Below are 17,877 nucleotides of genomic sequence, written 5' to 3' on the forward strand. Positions count from 1 at the left end.
GAAACTTTGTCATAATGCTGGGCATGGGCACACCCAAGCTTATCGACGCCACCGCGCCCCTTTCCCGCCTCACCGCCGGTATCGACTCGGCGCGTCGGGCCGTGCGGCGCGCCCGCGGCCGGTACAGCTTCGACCGCCACGGCGTGCTGGCCGCCCCGCTCGCCGCCGTGGAAATCCTCGCGGACCTCTCCCCCATCGTCCGCCTGCAGGGCCTGCGCCGCCTGCCCAACAACTTCCGCTCCGGGGTGATCGGCGCGGAGATCGCCTCGTGGGGCGCGGTCGCGCCCTCCCTGCTGCCCCGCCCCTGGTGGACCACCGCCGCGAATGTGGCGATCTGCCAGGCCGTCGGGCACATGATCGGCTCGGGCGTGGGCAGCGTCGCGCGGGCCTGCGGGACGAGCGGGCCGCGGGGGCGGCACGCCAACCCGGCGCGCATTGTGATGAGCTCGATGACGATGGCGGCCTACGGGGCGTCGTTAAGCGTGCATGCGCGGCAGGAGCGGCTGGTGGAGAACCCGCGCCCGGTGCGGGCGGCCGACACGGTGGCCGGCCTGGCGGTGGGCACGCTGGGGTACGGCGCGACGCTGCTGCTTGGCGAGGCCCTGCAGACCTCCGTCGACCGCATCAACGCCGTCTTCGGCCGCCGCCTCCCGCCCGTGACATCGTGGCCGCTGGCGGTTCTCGCGGTGGGCGCGGGCGCCTACCTGTTCACGGATCGCCTGGTGGTGCGCAACTTCCTCTCCAATGTGTACAAGGAGGCGGAGGAGCTCAACCGGCAGTTCCTCCCGGGCGCCGCGCAGCCGCGCGAGCCGGAGCGCACGGGCTCGCCCGCGTCCGGCGAGGCGTGGCGCAGGATGGGCCGGCAGGGCCGCGCGGTGGTCGCGGGCGGGCCGCGCAAGCGCGACATCGGCCTGGTCCTGGGCGAATCCCCCGACAAGGTCAAGGAGCCAATCCGCATCTTCATCGCGCTTCGCGACGGCGACCGCAGCCGCTCCTACGAAGAGATGGCCGCGGCCGCCCTGCGCGAGATGGACCGCACCGACGCCTGGTCGCGCCGCCACATCGCGGTGCTCTCCGCCGCCGGCACCGGCTGGATCAATGACTTCCACACCTCCGGCTTCGAGTTCGTCGCGCGCGGCGACTGCGCCATCGTGGCTATGCAGTACTCCTACGTCCCGTCGCTCTACTCCTACCTGGCCGACCGCGAATCCGCCGTCCAGTCCTCCCGCATCCTCATCAATGCGATCTCCGAGCGCATTTCGCTTCTCGACGCCCACCGCCAGCCCAAGCTCTACGTCGGCGGAGAGTCCCTCGGCGCCTACGGCGTCGCCGACGCCTTCCACGCACCCGAGGAGCTGCTCGCCCGCACCTCCGGCGGAGTGTTCACGGGGGCGCCGGGGTTCTGCGCCGCCCACGCGGCGCTGACGCGCCGGCGCGAAGAAGGCAGCCCGCAGCGCCTCCCCGTCGTGGACGGCGGCCGCCACTTCCGCTTCATCTCCCACCCCGACCACCTGGACCACGACTACGCGGGCGACGAGTACGACGCCCCGTGGGAGTTCCCCCGCGCCGTCTTCGCCCAACACGCCTCTGACCCCATCGTGTGGTGGGACACGAGCCTGCTGTGGCGGGCCCCCGACTGGCTCAAGGAGCCCGGCTCGCGCGGGGTCCCCGCCCCCGCCACCCAGCACTTAGACGTGCTGGACACGCTGCGCTGGTGGCCGTTTGTCACCTTCTGGCAGGTGGGTATCGACCAGATCAATTCCAAGAACTTCGCCGCCCCGCACGGGCACAACTACCACGCCGAGACCGTCGCGGCGTGGAACAAGGTGCTCGACGGCGGGCTTACCAACGCCGAGCTGGAGCGCATCAACCGGTGGATCGCGGCGGACGCGACGAAGCTGCGCGCTTAGATCCCGCAGGCGACGCCCGTGGAGTGGTGCGGGCAGTAGCCGTTGGGCACCTTGTGCAGGTACTGCTGGTGCTGTTCCTCCGCCAGGTAGTAGTCCACGTCCGCGCGGACCGCGGTGGTCATGTCCCCGTAGCCCGCATCCTTGAGCTGGCGGCCGTACTCGTCGCACCACTGCCGGATCTGCTCCGCTTCCTCCTCCGTATCCGGGTAGAAGGCGGAGCGGTACTGGGTGCCGTGGTCGTTGCCCTGACGGTAGCCCTGAGTGGGGTCGTGCGCCTCGAGCGCGGTGCGCACCAGGTCCTTCAGGCTGATCGTTTCCGGGTCGTAGACCACCTCGACGGTCTCCGCGTGGTTGGTCCTGCCGCCGCACACCTCGGCGTAGGTGGGGTTGGGGGTCTGCCCGCCGGCGTAGCCCGCTGAGGTGGACTCCACCCCTTCGAGCTCCCAGAACATCTTCTCCACGCCCCAGAAGCAGCCAATGGCGATGCGCAAGCGGCGCTGCTCCGGCTTCCACGGCCCGGTAATCGGGGTGTCCAGCACGGCGTGCAGCTGGGGGTTTGGCAGCAGCGGCTCCGCGCGGCCGGGCAGCGTCTGGTCGGCCGGAACGAGCTCAGGTGTCAGTGCAAAAAGGAATCCCATGTGTCTAATAACTAACAATTGGGCCCCGGAAATTCCACGGATATTTTCATTGCACGAAATGAGTTTTTGTCTACTATGGGGCACGTCATCACAAGCTGACGAAAGGATTTAGCACAATGGCTGTTTACGAGCTTCCGGAACTCCCGTACGCATACGACGCGCTGGAGCCCCACATCTCCAAGGAGATTATGGAGCTGCACCACGACAAGCACCACGCAACTTACGTCGCTGGCGCGAACGCTGCGCTCGAGGCCCTCGAGGCTGAGCGCAACGGCGAGGCAAACCCGGACAAGCTGCGCGCGCTGTCCAAGAACCTCGCGTTCAACCTGGGTGGCCACACCAACCACTCCATCTTCTGGAAGAACATGGCATCGAACGCTGGCGGCAACCCGACCGGCGCAATCGCCGAGGCCATCGACCGCGACTTCGGTTCTTTCGAGGCATTCCAGAAGCAGTTCGCTGGCGTCGCCACCGGCCTGCAGGGCTCCGGCTGGGCCGTCCTGGGCTACGACCACATCGCTGGCCGCCTGATCATCCAGCAGCTGACCGACCAGCAGGGCAACATCTCCGTTGACTTCACCCCGGTCCTCATGCTGGACATGTGGGAGCACGCCTTCTACCTGCAGTACAAGAACGTCAAGGCTGATTACGTCAAGGCTTGGTGGAACGTCGTCAACTGGAACGACGTCAACGAGCGCCTCGCCGCTGCGTCCAAGTAAGGCCCAAGTAAGGCCCAAGTACGACGCCGCCTTCCGCGCCGACCACGCACCCGCGTGGCCGGCGCGGTTTTTTATGGGCCCGCCGCAGGAAAACCCGCGAAAACCGTTGCGGGAGCGCGCAAAAAGGTGGACCATAGGTCCTTATGAGGAAGGGCACGATTGAGTATCGCAGGGCGTCGATAGGCATGCTCCTCGTCGGCCTGGCGATCTTCTCCTCGCTCTACGCCACGCAGGCGCTGCTGCCCACGCTCACGCACGAGATGGGGATCGACCCGTCTACTGCCGCGCTCACCGTGTCCGCCGCAACGGGCGCGCTCGCGGTCTGCGTGGTGCCGGCGTCAATCCTGTCGGAGAAGTTCGGGCGCGGCCGCGTGCTGGTCATCTCCGCGCTCGCCGCCACCGCGCTCGGGCTAACGCTGCCGCTGGCGCAGAGCATCGAGCAGCTCGTGGTGCTGCGCTCGCTCCAGGGCGCGCTGCTCGCAGGCACGCCCGCGGTGGCGATGGCGTGGCTGTCGGAGGAGTTGGACGAGCGCGACCTCGCCGGCGCGATGGGGCTCTACATCGCGGGCACCTCGGTCGGCGGGCTGACCGGCCGCCTCATCCCGGCGTTCATGCTCGAGGTCACCGGCTGGCGCTGGGCGCTGGCCACGAGCGCCGCGGTGAGCCTCGCCCTGGCCGTCGCCACCGCCATCCTGCTGCCGGAGCAGCGCAACTTCCGCCCGAAGGCGTCGATCCGCCCGGGCGCCGAGGTCCGCGCCGTGGCCGGCCACCTGCGCAACCCGCGCCTGGTCGGGCTGGTCGCCACCGCGTTCATCGCCATGGGCGTGTTCGTGTCCATGTACAACTTTTTCGGGTTCCGCGCCATCAATGATTTCGGGCTCGCGCCGTCGCTGGCGGGCCTGACCTACGTGATGTACCTGTCCGGCACGTGGTCGAGCGCGCGGGCGGGCAGCTTCGTCTCCCACTTCGGTCGCGGCCGGGTCGTGCTCGCCGCCGCGGTGCTCATGCTCACCGGCGCGCTCATCGGGTCGAGCGGCAACCTCATCGTCACGCTGGTGGGGCTGCTCCTCTTCACCGCCAGTTTCTTCGCCCTGCACTCCACGGCGTCCGGCTGGGTAGGGCTGATTGCGGAGAAGGACCGCGCGGAGGCGTCGAGCCTCTACGTGTTCTGCTACTACATGGGATCGTCGCTGTTGGGGGCGGCGACGGGCCAAGCGTTTGAGGCGCTGCCGTGGGCGGGGTTCGTGGCCGTGCTCGCGGCGCTGCTGGGCGCGCTCATCGCCATCGCGGTCGCGCTCGCCGTGGCGGAGAAGCGCTCAGAGTAGCGGCAGACCCGGCGCGCCCGCGTCGAGGAACTCACGCACGGCGCGCGTGGCCCGGCAGTCGTCCTCGTTGTAGCGCAGCAGCGTCTCCCGCGCCGCCGCGCCGTCGACGCCGCCCTCCCGCGCTGCGCGGCGCAGCGCCACGGAGACCTCGCCGTCCACGTCGTCGTCTTCCCAGGTGAACCCCACCACCGGCCCGAGGACCTTGAGGCCCAGCCCGTCGGTGCCCACCAGGTGCGTGCGCACGTGCGCGAACACGTCCACCCACTCGTCGGAAGCGATGAAGGCCTGCACCTCGGCCAGCTCCACGGAGTCGAAGCGCTTGGCAGACGACTTCATCCAGTGGTTCTCGCCGCCCGCCGCGTAGCAGTAGGCCGCAAACGTCTTGCCCGCCGCGTGCGCCGCGTCGCGCACGCCCATCAGCCAGCGCCAGAACTGCGTGAAGTTGCGTTCCTCGGCCTCGCCGCCCACGTCGTCCCAGGTGACAAACGCGCGGTACACCGCGCCGTCGTACGCGCCCCACAGGTAGGCGCCCTGGTCCAGGTACGCCTCCATGTCCACGTCGATCTCCACGTCGGCGCGCGGCACGCGGATCGGCCCTTGGCGCCGCAGCACCGGGATGCCCTCGCGCCAGGAGCGGGCGATTACCGACGCCTCGCCGCAGGAGGCGTCGATAAGCCCCTGCACCGTGACGATCCCCTTGTCGCGCCACGCGTCGCCCCGGCCGCCAGAGAAGACGAGCGAGATGTCGTCGAGTTCGCGCAGGCGCGGCTCGCAGAGCTGCCAGAACCGGCAGCCCGCGCACTGCTTGAGGCGCAGCGGCTCGTCCGGGATCGGTGCGCCGAGCGCGCGCAGCATCGGCGGCACGAACCGGGTGACCTCGCCGAGGTAGGCGCGCTCGCGGTCCTGGCCGATGCTCGCGCCGAGGCCGGTGGCGGACTCACCGAGCAGGAGCTCCGCCATGGCGAGGCGGTAACCGTCGATGGTGTGGTGGCGCGGCTTGGCGCGCACCGCGAGCGGTTTGCCCAGACCGAGCCGGCCAGTGGGCACCATCCGCGTGCTCGACTCCGGGTCCTTGCGCGCGACGCGGTGGTTGGACACGATGACGGGGAGGTAGCCGTCGTCGGTGCGCACGAGCACGTCGATCTCGTCCACCACGCGGATCCCCTCGAGCGTGCCGCACAGGACCGCGCGCGTGATCAGGTGGGCGCCGCGGCGCATCGCCGCCCGCGTCTCCGCGTCGCGGCTGAGCAGCTCGGTAGGGGTCGTGGCCGGCGGGAGGTCGACGCGGACGAAGGCTTTCCGGCGGCCGTCGCCAACCGCCCGCTTCGTGGGCAGCGCGGCGAAGACGAGTTCGCGGGCGGCCTCGAGCTGCGCCTGGCGGGACTCGCCGCTCGGGGTTGGGCCGATCTCCGGGTGCGCCCAACGCTGGCGCAACCGGAACCTACATCCCACGAGGTCCGCGGGACGGACCTGAAACGGCTCATTCACAATATGGACCACATTACCTGGACGGCGGGTAAGATCGGGACAGCGAAAAACGATACGACCAAGGAGCACTACCCCAATGGGAGTTTTTGAAGCGATCCGCAAGGCCCGCGCGAGGACGAAGGCGGAGATCAAGGCCGCCGAGGCGCGCGCCCGCAAGATGGCCAAGGAGCAGGCGAAGGCCGATCAGAAGACGGCGAAGCTGCTGGACAAGGCAGAAAAGCGCCTGATCAAGGAGGAGAAGAAGGGCCTGAAGCGCAAGCGCAAGCACGAGAAGCAGCTGGCCGAGGCGCACCTGAAGCGCATCGAGCAGACCGGCTTTACTCAGAAGAAGGCGAAGCAGTGGGTCGGCGCGTCGCGCATCCTCGTGCCCGTCCTGCTGCCCCTGGCGTACAAGGCGTACACCTCCTACCAGCAGAACCGCATAAACTCCCGCGCCGCCGGCCTGGGCGTCAACCCGCAGGACCTCGCGCGCCACTCCGGCCGCGGCGCCGAGCTCAAGGCGCGTATTGACGCCCTGCGTACCTCCATCGAGTCCGCTGACGCTCTGCCCTCCGGCTTCTCCGGCGACGCGAAGGTGCGCCTCAACGAGCTGGCGCGCAACGTGCGCGACGCCGAGCATCTCAACCCGGAGCAGCGCCGCCTGGCGTACGGCACCGTGGAGGAGGAGCTGGACGCCCTCGGCGCGGAGATCGCCAAGAAGTCCCGCTAAGCCTCGGGGCTCTCGGGGGCTACAGCACCCCCTGCTCGCGTGCCGACGCCACCGCCGACGTCCGCGAGCGCACCCCCAGCTTGTCGTAGATGTGCACCAGGTGCGACTTCACCGTTGCCTCCGACAGCATGAGCTGCTGGCCGATCTCCCGGTTCGAGGAGCCTTCGGCCACCAGCTGCAGCACCTCCAGCTCGCGCGGCGTAAGCGAGGAACGCGGCGCCCTGTCGCGCGTCTCCAGCTTGTCGCGCACGACCGGCGACAGTGAGGCGTCGCCGCGCGCGGTGGAGCGCACCGCGGCGAGCAGCTCCTCCGGCGGCGCGTCCTTGAGCAGGTAGCCCACCGCGCCGGCCTCGATCGCGCCCAGGATGTCCGCGTCCGTGTCGTAGTTGGTCACCACCAGCACCTTCGGCGGCGTCGCCATGCTGGAGCGGATCTCCGCCGTCGCCTGCGCGCCCGTGGTCACCCGCGCGCCCTCGGACCCGGCGCCGAAGCGCAGGTCCATCAGGATCACGTCGATGCCGCCCGCCTGCGCGGTCGCGATTGCGGCCTCGGCGGTCGCCACCTCACCCACGACGCGGATGTCCTCCGCCGCCTCGAGCACGGAGCGCAGCCCGAGCCGCACAATTTCGTGGTCATCGGCCAGCAGCACCCGGATCATCGTTCACCTCGTCCTTATCTTCGTCGATGCGGTTGGCCGCATCATTCTTTTGATTGACATTACTCGGTACCGCGACCGAAAGCGCCGTAGGTCCACCCGGCGCGGACTCCACCACCAGCTCCCCGCCCAGCTCCGCGGCGCGCGAGCGCATCGCGTCCAGCCCCAGGTGCCCCAGCCCCGCGGGCTGCTCCCCCTGCGCCTCCGTGTCGAACCCGTGGCCGTTATCCACCACGTCCAGGCGCACCTCCCCCGCTCCGTACGTCAGCGTCACCCGCATCCGCGTCCCGCCCGAATGCTTCACCGCGTTCGCCATCGCCCCCTGCGCGATCCGCAGCAGCCCGGCCTCGGTGCGCATCGGCAGCTGCTGCGCCTCCCCGTCCGTGTCGATCTCAATGCGCATGTCGCTCGCCGTCTCCAGGTCGCCCGCGATGCGGGTGAGGGCATCGCTTAACGACGTCTCACTCAACGGGGCCGGCGCCAACGCCGCAATCATCGCCCGCGTCTCCGCCAAGTTGTTGGACGCCGCCCGGCGCGCCGTCTCCATCCGCTTCAGCGGCGCCTCCAGCTGCTCGGCCGGGACGTCCAGGCCAGCGAGGTCCCGCTCGGCGGCGTGGAGCAGCATCTGGATCGAGGACAGGTTCTGCGCCACCGTGTCGTGGATCTCGTGCGCGAGGCGCTCGCGCTCCTGCGCCACGCCGGCGGCGCGCTCGGTGGCGACCAGTTTGTCGCGGGTGGAAAGCAGCTCGTCGATAAGCGCCTCCCGCTCCTTGCTCACCCGTCCGATGGTGGTGAACGCGTAGTTGATGGCCACCACGACCGCGGCGGAAAGGACCGGGCCGAGGACGCCGCCGAGGGTGAGCCCGCCCGGGATCTGGATGAGGACGGAGATGATGAGACCGGCGGCGACGAGGAGGAGGCCGCGCCAGTTGTTGAAGACGCGGAGGAAGACGAAGAAGAGGATGAAGACCCAGTAGACCGCGACCGGCGAGATGGTCATATCCGCGACCCAGACCGCGGTGAGCGCGAGGCACCACAGGCCGCGCATCCAGCGGCCCCATCGGTGCATCTCCACCATGCCGTAGAACAGGACGAAGGAGAAGGAGGAGACCAGGAGGATCTGCAGCAGCGCCAGGTTCAGCGGCATCCGGGCCAGCGCACCGAGGGAGACGAGCACGAGGCACACGGCGAGCACCGTGATGCCGGTGTCGAGCGCCTTGTTGTCCGGCACGTCTGCGGTCGGCTGCGCCGCGCTGGCTAGTCTAGAGCTCATGCGTTTGACACTACCCACTGTGTGGATGGCCCCCGTGCTCGTGGCAACCGGTCTCGCGCTCGCCGCGTGCGGCAGCGGTAGCGAGGACAGCCCGGACAGCGCAGACAGCGCGGGTGGGGAGCCAACGGAAGCGGCCGCCCCCGACTCCGGGCTGCCCGTGGAGGCGCTGCCGGAGACAGACCGCAACGGGTGGGTCGACTGCCCCTACTTGGATACGGAGTGGGTGGCGCAGACCAACGGGCAGCGCGTCACGGGCGTGGGCATCGACGAGCGCTTCGACACGCCCGCCTGCCAGTTCTGGTCTTACCCGGAGGAGCCGCAGCTGACGGTGGTGGTGCGCCACATGGACAGCCCGGAGGCTGCGATGCAGGTGGTGGACTGGGCCACGCCGATCGAGTACACCTCGCCCGCGGACCAGCCGGTGGGGTGGAACGGCGGGCGCCACGGCGGCGGCGAGGTCCCCGACCGGATCGGTGCCGCATACTCGGTGGCCAAGGGCTCGCACGCCGTCACCGTCTTTACCAACCAGGACGAGTCGGTGAAGGCCCAACACGTGGCGGAGCAAGTCATCGCTACCCTGGGCCTGTGACCGAACACGTAACGACCCCAGAACAGCCGCTCACAGAAATCATCGTCGCCGCAATCGTCTTCCGCGGCGCGGAAGGGCGGGTGCTGTGCGTGCGCAAGCACTCCAGCCCTCGCTACCAGCTGCCGGGCGGCAAGCTCGAGCCCGGCGAAAGCACCCTGGACGCCGCGCTGCGCGAGACCCGCGAGGAGATCGGCGTGGAGGTCGAACGCTCGCACCTGAGCTACCTGGGCCGCTTCAGCGCGGAGGCGTCGAACGAGCCGGGGCACACCGTCACCTCGACCGTGTACGTCCACCCCGCCCCGCCCGCCGCGCCGGCGCCCGCGGCGGAGATCGCCGAGGCCGCCTGGATCGACCCGGAGGAGCCCGGCGACCGGCAGATCGCGCCCCTGCTCACCTCGCGGATCTTCCCGGCGCTGCGCCCGCGCCGCCTGCGCGCCGTCACCGTCTTCGCCGGGGCCAACCCCGGCAAGCGCCCGGAATACCTCGAGCAGGGCCACCTGCTCGGCGAGGCACTCGCCCGGCGCGGCGCTACCCTGGTCTACGGCGGGAGCAAGGTGGGCGTGATGGGAGCGGTGGCCGCGGGGGCGTCGGCAAGCGGCGGCTCCTCGCTCGGCGTGCTCACCACGCAGCTGGCCAACTACGAGCTCAAGTTCGACGGGCTGGACCGGCTCGAGCTAGTCGGGTCGATGGCGGAGCGCAAGGCGATGATGAGCCAGCAGGGCGACGCGATCGTGGCGCTGCCCGGCGGGACGGGCACGCTGGACGAGCTGTTTCAGGAATGGACGAGCCAGCAGCTCGGGCTGCACTCCAAACCAATCGGCCTGCTTGGCAGCGAGTTCTGGCAGCCCCTGCTGGGCATGGTGGACCACATGGTGCGAAACGGGTTCGTGCGGCAGACGGACCGCGACCACCTCGTCGTCGCGGACGACCCGAACGAGCTGCTGGACAGGCTGGAGCGCTGGGTGCCGCCGGTGCCGCGCTGGACGGACTAGACGGCGCTCAACGGCGCTAGACGGCAACGTCGTTGTACGGCATCATCGCCGAGATCCACGGGAACACGACCTCCATCAGCAGGAAGAACACCGCGACCAGGACGACGGCGGTGATGAGGGCCTTGACCCACCTGTTGCCGGGCAACTTGCGCCAGAGGAATGCGTACATGCGCTACTTCACCTCCGACATCGCGCTCGGGAGGGTGTTGCCCTCCGGGTTCTTCGGCAGGACCTCGGTGCGCATCGCGTGGACCACCATGCGCTCCGCGTTGGAGAACTGCGGGTGGCAGGTGGTCAGCGTCATGATGCCCTCCATGCCGTCCACCACCTCCATGGACTTCGTCTCCGGCATCGGGTTGACCACGTCGATGTCGCCGGGCAGCGTGATGTGGCGCCCCTGCACCTTGCCGTAGTCGCCGGTGGCCACCCGCTCGTTCATCTCGCCCGGCAGGCAGTCCGCGGTTTCGGCGCGGCGCTCGTCCGGCTGCTGCGACATGGGGAGCACGCGGTAGGTCACCCACTGGGTCTGGGTTTCCACCACGATGGCGTCGCAAGCCTTGAGCCCGCCCAGGTCGTTGAAGGGCGCGCCCTTGCCCACGCGGTGGCCGGCGACGGCGAAGTTGCCGTTCTCACCGGGCATCTGGGTGTCCGGGTAGCGGCCCGGCCCGACGAGCAGCTCCTTTTCCTGCACGCCCTCGATGATGGCGAACTCGTAGTCGGGGCCGAAGGCGGGGATGTACATGCGCGCGAAGGCGTCGCCAAGCGCCGGCGCCTTCGCCTCGCGCGGGTTGACCCAGCCGTCGCCCCATTGCAGCTCGAGCTTCTGCTGCGCCTCATGCTGCTTCTCGCCGGAGGCGATGTTGGTCCAGAACGACTCATAGAACGCGAACAGGAGGAGGAGGGCGCCTGCGGTGAGCAGGAGTTCTCCGATGACCTGTGAGGCACTGATGCGGTGAGGGGCTGCGGGCATGGCATAACATTAACTCACGACCGCTCGCGCGCGGCACTGCGAACGACGCTACGAAAGGGGCGCTTGCTCAGCATGCTGGAAATGTTGGTCTACCCGGTCTCTGCGGTGATTAAGCTGTGGCACTGGCTGCTTGCAGACGTCCTGGGCATGGGCCCCTCCGCCGCGTGGGTCGCCTCCGTGATCCTCCTCGTGGTCACGGTCCGCGCGCTCATCATGCCGTTTGCGCTGCAGCAATACCGCATCAGCCGCGTCGGCTTCCTGGTCAGGCCGCACCTCGCGCGCATCAAGGCGCAGTACGCCGACGCCACCTCGCCGGAGGCCATCGCCGCGGAGAAGCAGGCCATGAAGAAGGTCCAGGACGAGCACAACTACAACCCGCTCGCTGGCTGCATCCCGGCGCTCATCCAGTTCCCGGTGTTCATCGGCCTCTACCGCCTGCTGCGCTGGATGGCCGTGCCCACGGACGGCGACAACCACACCATCGGCATCCTCACCCCGCAGGACCTTGAGACGTTCCGGGCAGCTTCGCTTTTCGACGCCCCCCTCCCCGCCTACATGGCCATGCCCCCAGAACACCTCGCCGCTCTCGGCACCACGGAGGCGCAGGTGCGGGCCGTGGCCCTGCCCATGGTGATCGCCGCCGTCATCTTCACCTGCTCCAACCTTGCGATCTCGCAGATGCGCAACCGCTCCACGCTGGACTGGGAGAACGCGATGACGCGGAAGTCCTACGGCCTGCTGTGGTGGGCCATTCCGCTCGTCGCCCTGAGCCTCATCTCCGCCGGGCTTTCCGGCATCGTCCCGATCGCGGTGCTGCTGTACTGGGTCACGGGCAACCTGTGGACGATGACGCAGACGATCCTTTTCTGGGCCTGGACGGTCCGCCGCTACCCGGCGGAGGCGCTGCACCGCGAGTTCTGGGCGGAGACGAAGCAGAAGGCCGAGGAGCTGCGCGCCGCGCGCAAGGAGCGCACACGGTCGCGCCGCGCGAAGCGCCTGCGCGCGCTGCGCCACCCGGGTGAGGCGGGCGCAATCGCCCGCGAGCTGCGCGCCGAGAAGCGCGAGCGCAAGCAGGAAAAAGCGCGCGAGAAGCAGGAGCGGAAGGCACTCCAGAAGGCGCGCAACGAGGCGAGCCGCCAGCTCGCGCGGGACAAGAAGCGCCAGAAGCAGGATCAGATGGAGTAGTCTGCGGGCGGCGCGCCGAGCTGGCTTTCCGCCAGGTCGCGCGCCTTGCGCAGCGGTGCGACGTCGCGCAGCAGGCGCGCGCCCGACATCCCGCCGTCAAGGAAGATGAGCAGCTCGTCCGCCTGGTTCGAGGAGTCGTAGCCGTTCTTGTTGCTCAGCAGCTCCGTGAGGGTGTCGTGCATCCAGGTGCGGTGGTTCAGGCAGGTCTGCACGATCCGCTGCTCCGACTCGGTGTCGGGGCGCGGGTACTCCGTCGCCGCGTTGAGGAACGGGGAGCCGCGGAACTCGCGCTGCGGTTCCGCCTCGATGGCCATGTCAAAGAAGGCGAGGACCTTCTCGTCCGCGCTCGAGGCTTTGACCGCGCGCTCCTCCCACCGCTGCCGGTACTGCTCGTCCAAGCGCTCCAGGTAGGCGATGACCAGGTTGTCCTTGGAGCCGAGCAGGCTGTACAGGGACGCCTTCGCCACGTCGGCCTCGCGCAGGATCCGGTCGATGCCGATGACGCGGATGCCTTCCTCGGTAAAGAGTTTCGTGGCCGCGTCGAGGAGGCGCTGCCGCGGGCTCGGGCGGTTGCGGCGACGAGTCGTCGTCGTCTTCTTTTTCGCCGTGCCACTGCTCACGTTGCGTCCTCACTTCCTCCGGTCTTTGCGTCTGGTCTCAATATAGACAAACCGGTACGTACATTCCAGTCGGCCGGGTATATCTTTCACCCCGCGCATGCGAACGCCCCCGGTGGTGCTGCGGTAAGCCGCAAGCCGATCCGGGGGCGAATCGTGATCTAGCGCTACTTGCGCTTGTTGGTCACCGCGTTGATGATGCCAAGGAGGATCGCCGCGCCCAGCAGGCAGGTGAGGAAGCTGAAGAACAACCCGGCGCCGGCGACGTCAACGCCGAACAGGCCGAGGACCCAACCACCGATGAGGCCGCCGACGATGCCGACGACGATGTTCAGACCGATGCCCATCTGCGCGTCGCGGCCCTGCATCTTGGAGGCGATCCAGCCCGCGATGCCGCCGATGATGATCCAGGCGATGAAGCCCATAGACAGAGTCATAGTGAGAAAATTCCCTTCGTATTCGTGCGTACCTTCGTTCGCCCTCCCATTATGCCCGGCTTATATGAGGACCGCTAGACCTTACTCCTCCGGGCGGACCACCATCATCGGGCACGGAGCGGATTGCAGCAGCGCGCGCGAGGTGGAACCGAGCAGCATGCCCTTGAAGCCACCGCGGCCGTGCGAGCCCGTGACCAGGAGCTGAGCGCCTTCCGACGCCTCCGTCAGCGCTCGGACCGGACGGTCGCGGGTGATGAGGGTGCGCACCTCGACGTTGGGGAACTGCTCGCGCAGCGTGCCCAGGTACTCCTCGAGTTTGTCGGCCTTTTCCTTTTGCACGGCCGCCCAGCGGTCATCGTCCACGGCGAAACCGGCGCCCGGCGCCTGCACCTGCGTATCGATCCAGGTGTGCACCGCCACGAGCTCCGCCTTGCGAGCGTTCGCCTCCTCAAAGGCGTACTCAACGGCGCGACGGGACACCTCAGAACCGTCGACGCCGACAACAACCGGGCCGTACTTGTTGGCCTCGGTGACGTTGTTGTCCTCGCGCACCACCACGACCGGGCAGGACGCGTGGGAGACGACGGCGCCGGAGACGGAGCCCAGGACCATGCCGGACAGGCCGCCCAGGCCGCGGGAACCCATGACCACCATCGTGGAGCTACGCGACATCTCCAGCAGCATGTCAATCGGGGAACCCTCGGCGACGGCGTGGCCGATCTTGATGTCCGGCGCCACCTCGAGGGCGATGTCGCGGGCCTCGTCGATCTTCTTCAGGGTTTCGCGCTGGAGATCGTCGAAAAGCTCTTGCGGCGGAACCATACCCTCCGCGTAGAGGAACTGGGGCATGGTGTAGCTGGAGGCCAGACGCAGCGGGATGCCTCGCTTCATGGCGGTGTTCGCCGCCCAGCGCACCGCAGTCTGCGATGCGGGGCTGCCATCCACGGCGACAACGACGATGTCTTCGCGATCTTCCAGGTTTTCTCGTTCTTCGCGGCTCATAGCCTCCGCCCTTTCGATTGGGGAACTGGTTATATCCTCAGTGTAGCGCGGTGGCGGGGGCGCAGTCGCTGTTACTGCGGAATCTCAACCTTCTCGGCGGCGTCCGCGTTGGCGGGGAAGAAGACCTCGTACAGGAACCTGAACAGGTCAGCGATGCCCTTACCGATCCCCTCGGAAAAGAACTGCAAAATTGGGTCTAGCATTGCTCCAATGTCCATGCCGGATACGCTACTACATACTATGGCCCGCAAAAAGAGCAAGCTCGCACCGCCGTTGCCCCCGCGCGACGGCCTCGGCGCTTCCCGCGTCCGCGTGCCGGAGACCGACGCGCCGCTCACCGCCTTCGGGTTCCTCGCGGAAGTCATCGCGAGCCAGCGCCACCGCCACCCCGAGGACACCCCCGACGCCGTGGCGCGCCGCTTCGCCGACGGCGAGGTCGTGCTGCGCAGCGGCCAGCCCATCGCCGCCGACCAGGTTCTCGCCCCCGGCACCGACGTCTTCTTCTACCGCCGCCCCGCCCCGGAGCGCAAGGTCCCGTACCGGATCACGACGGTGTTCGAGGACGACGACATCCTCGTCATCAACAAGCCGCCCTTCCTCGCCACGATGCCGCGCGCCGCCCACATCACCGAAACGGCCACGGTCCGCCTCCGCCGCGCGACCGGCAACGAGGAGCTCACCCCGGCGCACCGGCTCGACCTCATGACATCCGGCCTCCTCCTCTTCACCAAACGCCGCGAGCTCCGCGGCCCCTACCAGGAACTTTTCGCCCGCCGCGAGGTGCGCAAACAGTACACCGCCATCGCGCCGCACCGCCCGATCTTGCCCACCACGTGGCGCCACCGCATCCACAAGGTCACCGGCGACGTCGCCGCCACGCTCGTCCCCGGCACACCCAATGCCACCACGCACGTCACGCAGATTTCGCTTATCGACGCCCCCTTGTCCCCCTCCCTCGCCACCACCTATTCCACCCCAGAGCCGCTGGCCAGCTACCTTCTCGAGCCCGTCACCGGCAAGACCCACCAACTGCGCATCCAGATGTGCGCAGCCGGTGCCCCAATCCTTGGCGACCCCATCTACCCCACCATTCGCCCCTTCGGCACCGAAGACTTCTCCCGACCGATGCTGCTCACGTCCGTCTACCTCGGCTTCACCGACCCGCTCTCCGGCCGGGAGCGGGAGTTCCGAGCTGAGGCGTGGCTGCCGGGGGCAGGGTGGCGCCTATAAGCAAACCGCTCCCACGCCGCGCGCTGCTGCTTGCCTTGCGCGACGAGCTGCGCGAACAGCTCGTCCTCGGGCGCCTCGTCCGCGATCTGCGCGAGCCGCTGCACCATGCGGCGGAACTGGCGCCGGTACGACAGAGAGAGGACCTGGCGCGCGTACTCGGCGGCGAGCAGGTCGTTCGCCTGGAGGCCGAGGAGCGTGGCCATGAGCTCGGTGGTGTCGCGCGTAGTCATCCCATCCTTCGCGCCCTTGGCACTCAGCGTCGCGATGACCGTCGCCGAGTCCGTCGGGCGGTCCTCCGCGGCGCGCTCCTGGATCGCCCTGAAGATCTTGGCGTAGTTGGGGCGGTAGAAGTCCCCCGCCTCGACGACGTTAAGGGCCTCGTTGACGGTGTGGAGATCTCCGCGTTGACCTGCCCATAAAAGCGCGGAGAGGAGGAGCGCCTCGCTGTCATGCCGAGGGTTGTAGGGAGGAAAGTCAGGGTCGAGGTCGGGGTGCCCCTCCGTCTCGACCTCGGTGTAGGGGCGCTGCTGATCTGCCATGCCACTCCTTTCAGCTAGTTGACTATTCGCACATACTAGCGGATGGAATGGAGTGGTGCGCGGCTACGGAATGAGCGCTGCGACTTCCGCTGGAAGCATCGGCGCGATCTGCGGCCACGCGGCGCCGACTACCCCGCCCACGACGAGGAGCGCGAGAAGCGTGGGCCAGAGGATCATTGCCGGCATCGGGGAGCCGTCCGGGTAGAACAGACCTGACTGCCACTCGGACTCGTCGTAAGAGAGGTTGCGCCCCTCGATGCACGCACGCAGGCCCGGCGCCAGGTAGGACCCCGCTCCGTTTACCTCGAGGTAGTCATCAATCCCCTTCGAGGAACCGGTGGCAGGGCGTTTTCCGCCCTTGTCCAGGTACGCCTTCTCCTTAGCGATGATCCGATCGAGCTCCTTCTGCGCCTGAGCCTTCGTCATAGTACGGGTGCGCACCTTCGTATGGGTAGTACCCAGGTCGCCGGAGTAGTTGAAGGTGCATTTGTCACCCTTGACGATGACTTCGGAGGCCGACGACTCGAGAGGTGCTGCAACCACTCCGGCAGCGGCGAGCGAGGCGGCGAGGGCGATGGACGTTGCGCGGATCTTCGGGGCACTCATTGTGGTCTCCTTGTGTTGTACTGCACTGCTGCTGCCGCTGGACGGGAAGCGAACTGAGTGTTTTAGCACAGCATAATCAAGAACCGTTAACGTGGGGTGGCTATTGGGGCTGTTGTGTTGATGGGGACCGAAAGTTGCCGACGCGCCCCTGGCAGGTGGGTTCATTTTCTACGGCGACTCGGTGGAGTGGGCTGCGACTGGCTCGGCGTTCTGGGGGGTTTCAGGCGTTTGACGGAGTCTGCGTGTCTTTGACGGGGCTGTGTGTGTTTGACGAGAAGGGGATGACGAGTTCACGGGACTCCGCTTCGCATCTTCGTCAAGGCCATCTCGTCAAATAGCACCGGTTGCGCTCTGCGTTGGCAGAGTGACGTCACCTCTATCAGGCCCCTGTCCACTCTGCGGTAACAAGTGTTGCGGAACGGAGCCAGGTAAGTGGGTGCGGTGGTTGTGTGGCTTCGGCGCGGGCTGTTCTCTTTGGAGCTAGCTCCATTTGGCCGGTTACGCCGGTAAAACCCCAGGTCGCATGTGTCTGGCAGCCGCAGATGGAGCTAGCGCCATGTGCGCTCTCCTCGCCGGTACAAGCCCTGGGTCGCATCCGTCCGATCGGTGGAGATGCAGCTCGCTGCGAATACACCAACCGTATCCTTCGGCCCAACCCCCGCTACTGACACCCATCACCTTCGACAGCCGACAACGGCTACTCCGCGTCGGCAGAAGCCGAACACACAACCCCCCACCCCCGGCACCTGCGCACCCCGGGCACACAAAACGAGCGCCCCGGCCACAAAGGTAGTGGGCAAAACAATCCCACCACCCCCGGGGCCGGGGCGCTCGCACAACTATGAAATTATCTCCAATTATTGGGCCGGCGGTAACCTACTCTCCCACACCCTCCCGAGTGCAGTACCATCAGCGCGGGCGGGCTTAGCTTCCGGGTTCGGAATGGGACCGGGCGTTTCCCCGCCGCCATCAACCACCGACACACCCTCGGGG

General features: G+C 68.1%; 20 protein-coding genes and 1 rRNA gene. 8 read left to right on the top strand and 13 right to left on the bottom strand.

What is annotated here, in order from left to right; genetic code table 11:
- Nucleotides 1-23 precede the first annotated feature (23 nt).
- A complete protein-coding gene (locus FPH17_RS07615) occupies nucleotides 24-1,910 on the top strand; it encodes an alpha/beta-hydrolase family protein (RefSeq protein ID WP_154879559.1) in 1,887 nt (628 codons plus the stop codon).
- Here FPH17_RS07615 and msrA read toward each other — a convergent pair.
- Nucleotides 1,907-2,548 carry a peptide-methionine (S)-S-oxide reductase MsrA gene (gene msrA / locus FPH17_RS07620; RefSeq protein WP_154879561.1) on the bottom strand — a complete coding sequence of 214 codons (642 nt, stop codon included), beginning with the start codon at nucleotides 2,546-2,548 and terminating at the stop codon, nucleotides 1,907-1,909. The two genes, FPH17_RS07615 and msrA, sit on opposite strands and share 4 nt — an antisense overlap.
- A gap of 116 nt (nucleotides 2,549-2,664) precedes the next feature.
- Between msrA and FPH17_RS07625 the strand changes: the two genes are divergently transcribed.
- Nucleotides 2,665-3,267, top strand: a complete 603-nt coding sequence (locus FPH17_RS07625; RefSeq protein WP_154879563.1) for a superoxide dismutase — start codon at nucleotides 2,665-2,667, stop codon at nucleotides 3,265-3,267.
- A 143-nt stretch (nucleotides 3,268-3,410) separates the two neighbouring features.
- Nucleotides 3,411-4,592, top strand: a complete 1,182-nt coding sequence (locus FPH17_RS07630) for an MFS transporter (RefSeq protein ID WP_238397119.1) — start codon at nucleotides 3,411-3,413, stop codon at nucleotides 4,590-4,592.
- Here FPH17_RS07630 and FPH17_RS07635 read toward each other — a convergent pair.
- Nucleotides 4,584-6,080, bottom strand: coding sequence for a TM0106 family RecB-like putative nuclease (locus tag FPH17_RS07635; RefSeq protein ID WP_233127010.1), 1,497 nt, complete (start codon nucleotides 6,078-6,080; stop codon nucleotides 4,584-4,586). The two genes, FPH17_RS07630 and FPH17_RS07635, sit on opposite strands and share 9 nt — an antisense overlap.
- A 76-nt stretch (nucleotides 6,081-6,156) precedes the next feature.
- Here FPH17_RS07635 and FPH17_RS07640 point away from each other — a divergent pair, with 76 nt between their 5' ends.
- On the top strand, nucleotides 6,157-6,789 hold the full coding sequence (locus FPH17_RS07640) for a DUF6474 family protein (protein WP_154879565.1): 633 nt from the start codon (nucleotides 6,157-6,159) through the stop codon (nucleotides 6,787-6,789).
- 19 nt (nucleotides 6,790-6,808) lie between these two features.
- On the opposite strand, the gene FPH17_RS07645 is transcribed toward FPH17_RS07640, so the two are convergent.
- Together FPH17_RS07645 and FPH17_RS07650 are read right to left on the bottom strand one after the other, a co-directional pair.
- The gene (locus FPH17_RS07645) at nucleotides 6,809-7,447 is read right to left on the bottom strand and encodes a LuxR C-terminal-related transcriptional regulator (protein WP_095278870.1); all 639 of its coding nucleotides are present in this window, start codon (nucleotides 7,445-7,447) and stop codon (nucleotides 6,809-6,811) included.
- Nucleotides 7,422-8,717: a sensor histidine kinase gene (locus tag FPH17_RS07650; protein ID WP_154879566.1), complete on the bottom strand. Its 1,296-nt coding sequence runs from the start codon at nucleotides 8,715-8,717 to the stop codon at nucleotides 7,422-7,424. Before FPH17_RS07650 ends, FPH17_RS07645 begins: the two co-directional genes overlap by 26 nt.
- On the opposite strand from FPH17_RS07650, the gene FPH17_RS07655 reads away from it, so the two are divergent.
- Together FPH17_RS07655 and FPH17_RS07660 are read left to right on the top strand one after the other, a co-directional pair.
- Nucleotides 8,716-9,306, top strand: coding sequence for a DUF2020 domain-containing protein (locus tag FPH17_RS07655; RefSeq protein WP_154879568.1), 591 nt, complete (start codon nucleotides 8,716-8,718; stop codon nucleotides 9,304-9,306). The genes FPH17_RS07650 and FPH17_RS07655 overlap by 2 nt on opposite strands.
- Nucleotides 9,303-10,298, top strand: a complete 996-nt coding sequence (locus FPH17_RS07660; RefSeq protein WP_154879570.1) for a TIGR00730 family Rossman fold protein — start codon at nucleotides 9,303-9,305, stop codon at nucleotides 10,296-10,298. The genes FPH17_RS07655 and FPH17_RS07660 overlap by 4 nt, the downstream gene beginning before the upstream one ends.
- A 16-nt stretch (nucleotides 10,299-10,314) precedes the next feature.
- On the opposite strand, the gene FPH17_RS11920 is transcribed toward FPH17_RS07660, so the two are convergent.
- Together FPH17_RS11920 and FPH17_RS07665 are read right to left on the bottom strand one after the other, a co-directional pair.
- The gene (locus tag FPH17_RS11920; protein ID WP_095554076.1) at nucleotides 10,315-10,467 is read right to left on the bottom strand and encodes a hypothetical protein; all 153 of its coding nucleotides are present in this window, start codon (nucleotides 10,465-10,467) and stop codon (nucleotides 10,315-10,317) included.
- Between the two features lie 3 nt (nucleotides 10,468-10,470).
- A complete protein-coding gene (locus FPH17_RS07665) occupies nucleotides 10,471-11,268 on the bottom strand; it encodes a class E sortase (RefSeq protein ID WP_154879572.1) in 798 nt (265 codons plus the stop codon).
- A gap of 72 nt (nucleotides 11,269-11,340) precedes the next feature.
- On the opposite strand from FPH17_RS07665, the gene yidC reads away from it, so the two are divergent.
- Nucleotides 11,341-12,453, top strand: a complete 1,113-nt coding sequence (gene yidC, locus FPH17_RS07670) for a membrane protein insertase YidC (protein ID WP_095535966.1) — start codon at nucleotides 11,341-11,343, stop codon at nucleotides 12,451-12,453.
- Here yidC and FPH17_RS07675 read toward each other — a convergent pair.
- The 4 genes from FPH17_RS07675 to FPH17_RS11925 all read right to left on the bottom strand — a co-directional run bounded on the left by FPH17_RS07675 (nucleotide 12,441) and on the right by FPH17_RS11925 (nucleotide 14,727).
- Nucleotides 12,441-13,073 carry a TetR/AcrR family transcriptional regulator gene (locus FPH17_RS07675; protein ID WP_154879574.1) on the bottom strand — a complete coding sequence of 211 codons (633 nt, stop codon included), beginning with the start codon at nucleotides 13,071-13,073 and terminating at the stop codon, nucleotides 12,441-12,443. The two genes, yidC and FPH17_RS07675, sit on opposite strands and share 13 nt — an antisense overlap.
- A gap of 164 nt (nucleotides 13,074-13,237) precedes the next feature.
- The gene (locus FPH17_RS07680; RefSeq protein ID WP_095535964.1) at nucleotides 13,238-13,507 is read right to left on the bottom strand and encodes a GlsB/YeaQ/YmgE family stress response membrane protein; all 270 of its coding nucleotides are present in this window, start codon (nucleotides 13,505-13,507) and stop codon (nucleotides 13,238-13,240) included.
- A gap of 81 nt (nucleotides 13,508-13,588) precedes the next feature.
- Nucleotides 13,589-14,509: a universal stress protein gene (locus tag FPH17_RS07685; RefSeq protein ID WP_154879576.1), complete on the bottom strand. Its 921-nt coding sequence runs from the start codon at nucleotides 14,507-14,509 to the stop codon at nucleotides 13,589-13,591.
- Nucleotides 14,510-14,580: 71 nt separating this feature from the next.
- Nucleotides 14,581-14,727 carry a hypothetical protein gene (locus FPH17_RS11925; protein ID WP_165765395.1) on the bottom strand — a complete coding sequence of 49 codons (147 nt, stop codon included), beginning with the start codon at nucleotides 14,725-14,727 and terminating at the stop codon, nucleotides 14,581-14,583.
- Here FPH17_RS11925 and FPH17_RS07690 point away from each other — a divergent pair.
- Nucleotides 14,663-15,739, top strand: a complete 1,077-nt coding sequence (locus FPH17_RS07690; RefSeq protein WP_414437241.1) for a pseudouridine synthase — start codon at nucleotides 14,663-14,665, stop codon at nucleotides 15,737-15,739. The genes FPH17_RS11925 and FPH17_RS07690 overlap by 65 nt on opposite strands.
- On the opposite strand, the gene FPH17_RS07695 is transcribed toward FPH17_RS07690, so the two are convergent.
- The 3 genes from FPH17_RS07695 to rrf all read right to left on the bottom strand — a co-directional run bounded on the left by FPH17_RS07695 (nucleotide 15,652) and on the right by rrf (nucleotide 17,865).
- Nucleotides 15,652-16,278: a DnaB-like helicase N-terminal domain-containing protein gene (locus FPH17_RS07695; RefSeq protein ID WP_154879578.1), complete on the bottom strand. Its 627-nt coding sequence runs from the start codon at nucleotides 16,276-16,278 to the stop codon at nucleotides 15,652-15,654. The two genes, FPH17_RS07690 and FPH17_RS07695, sit on opposite strands and share 88 nt — an antisense overlap.
- A 63-nt stretch (nucleotides 16,279-16,341) precedes the next feature.
- On the bottom strand, nucleotides 16,342-16,884 hold the full coding sequence (locus tag FPH17_RS07700; RefSeq protein ID WP_154879580.1) for a hypothetical protein: 543 nt from the start codon (nucleotides 16,882-16,884) through the stop codon (nucleotides 16,342-16,344).
- 863 nt (nucleotides 16,885-17,747) lie between these two features.
- Nucleotides 17,748-17,865, bottom strand: a 5S ribosomal RNA gene (gene rrf, locus FPH17_RS07705).
- Nucleotides 17,866-17,877 lie beyond the last annotated feature (12 nt).

It is taken from the genome of Corynebacterium gottingense, assembly GCF_007559235.1.
Classification (GTDB): Bacteria; Actinomycetota; Actinomycetes; order Mycobacteriales; family Mycobacteriaceae; genus Corynebacterium; species Corynebacterium gottingense.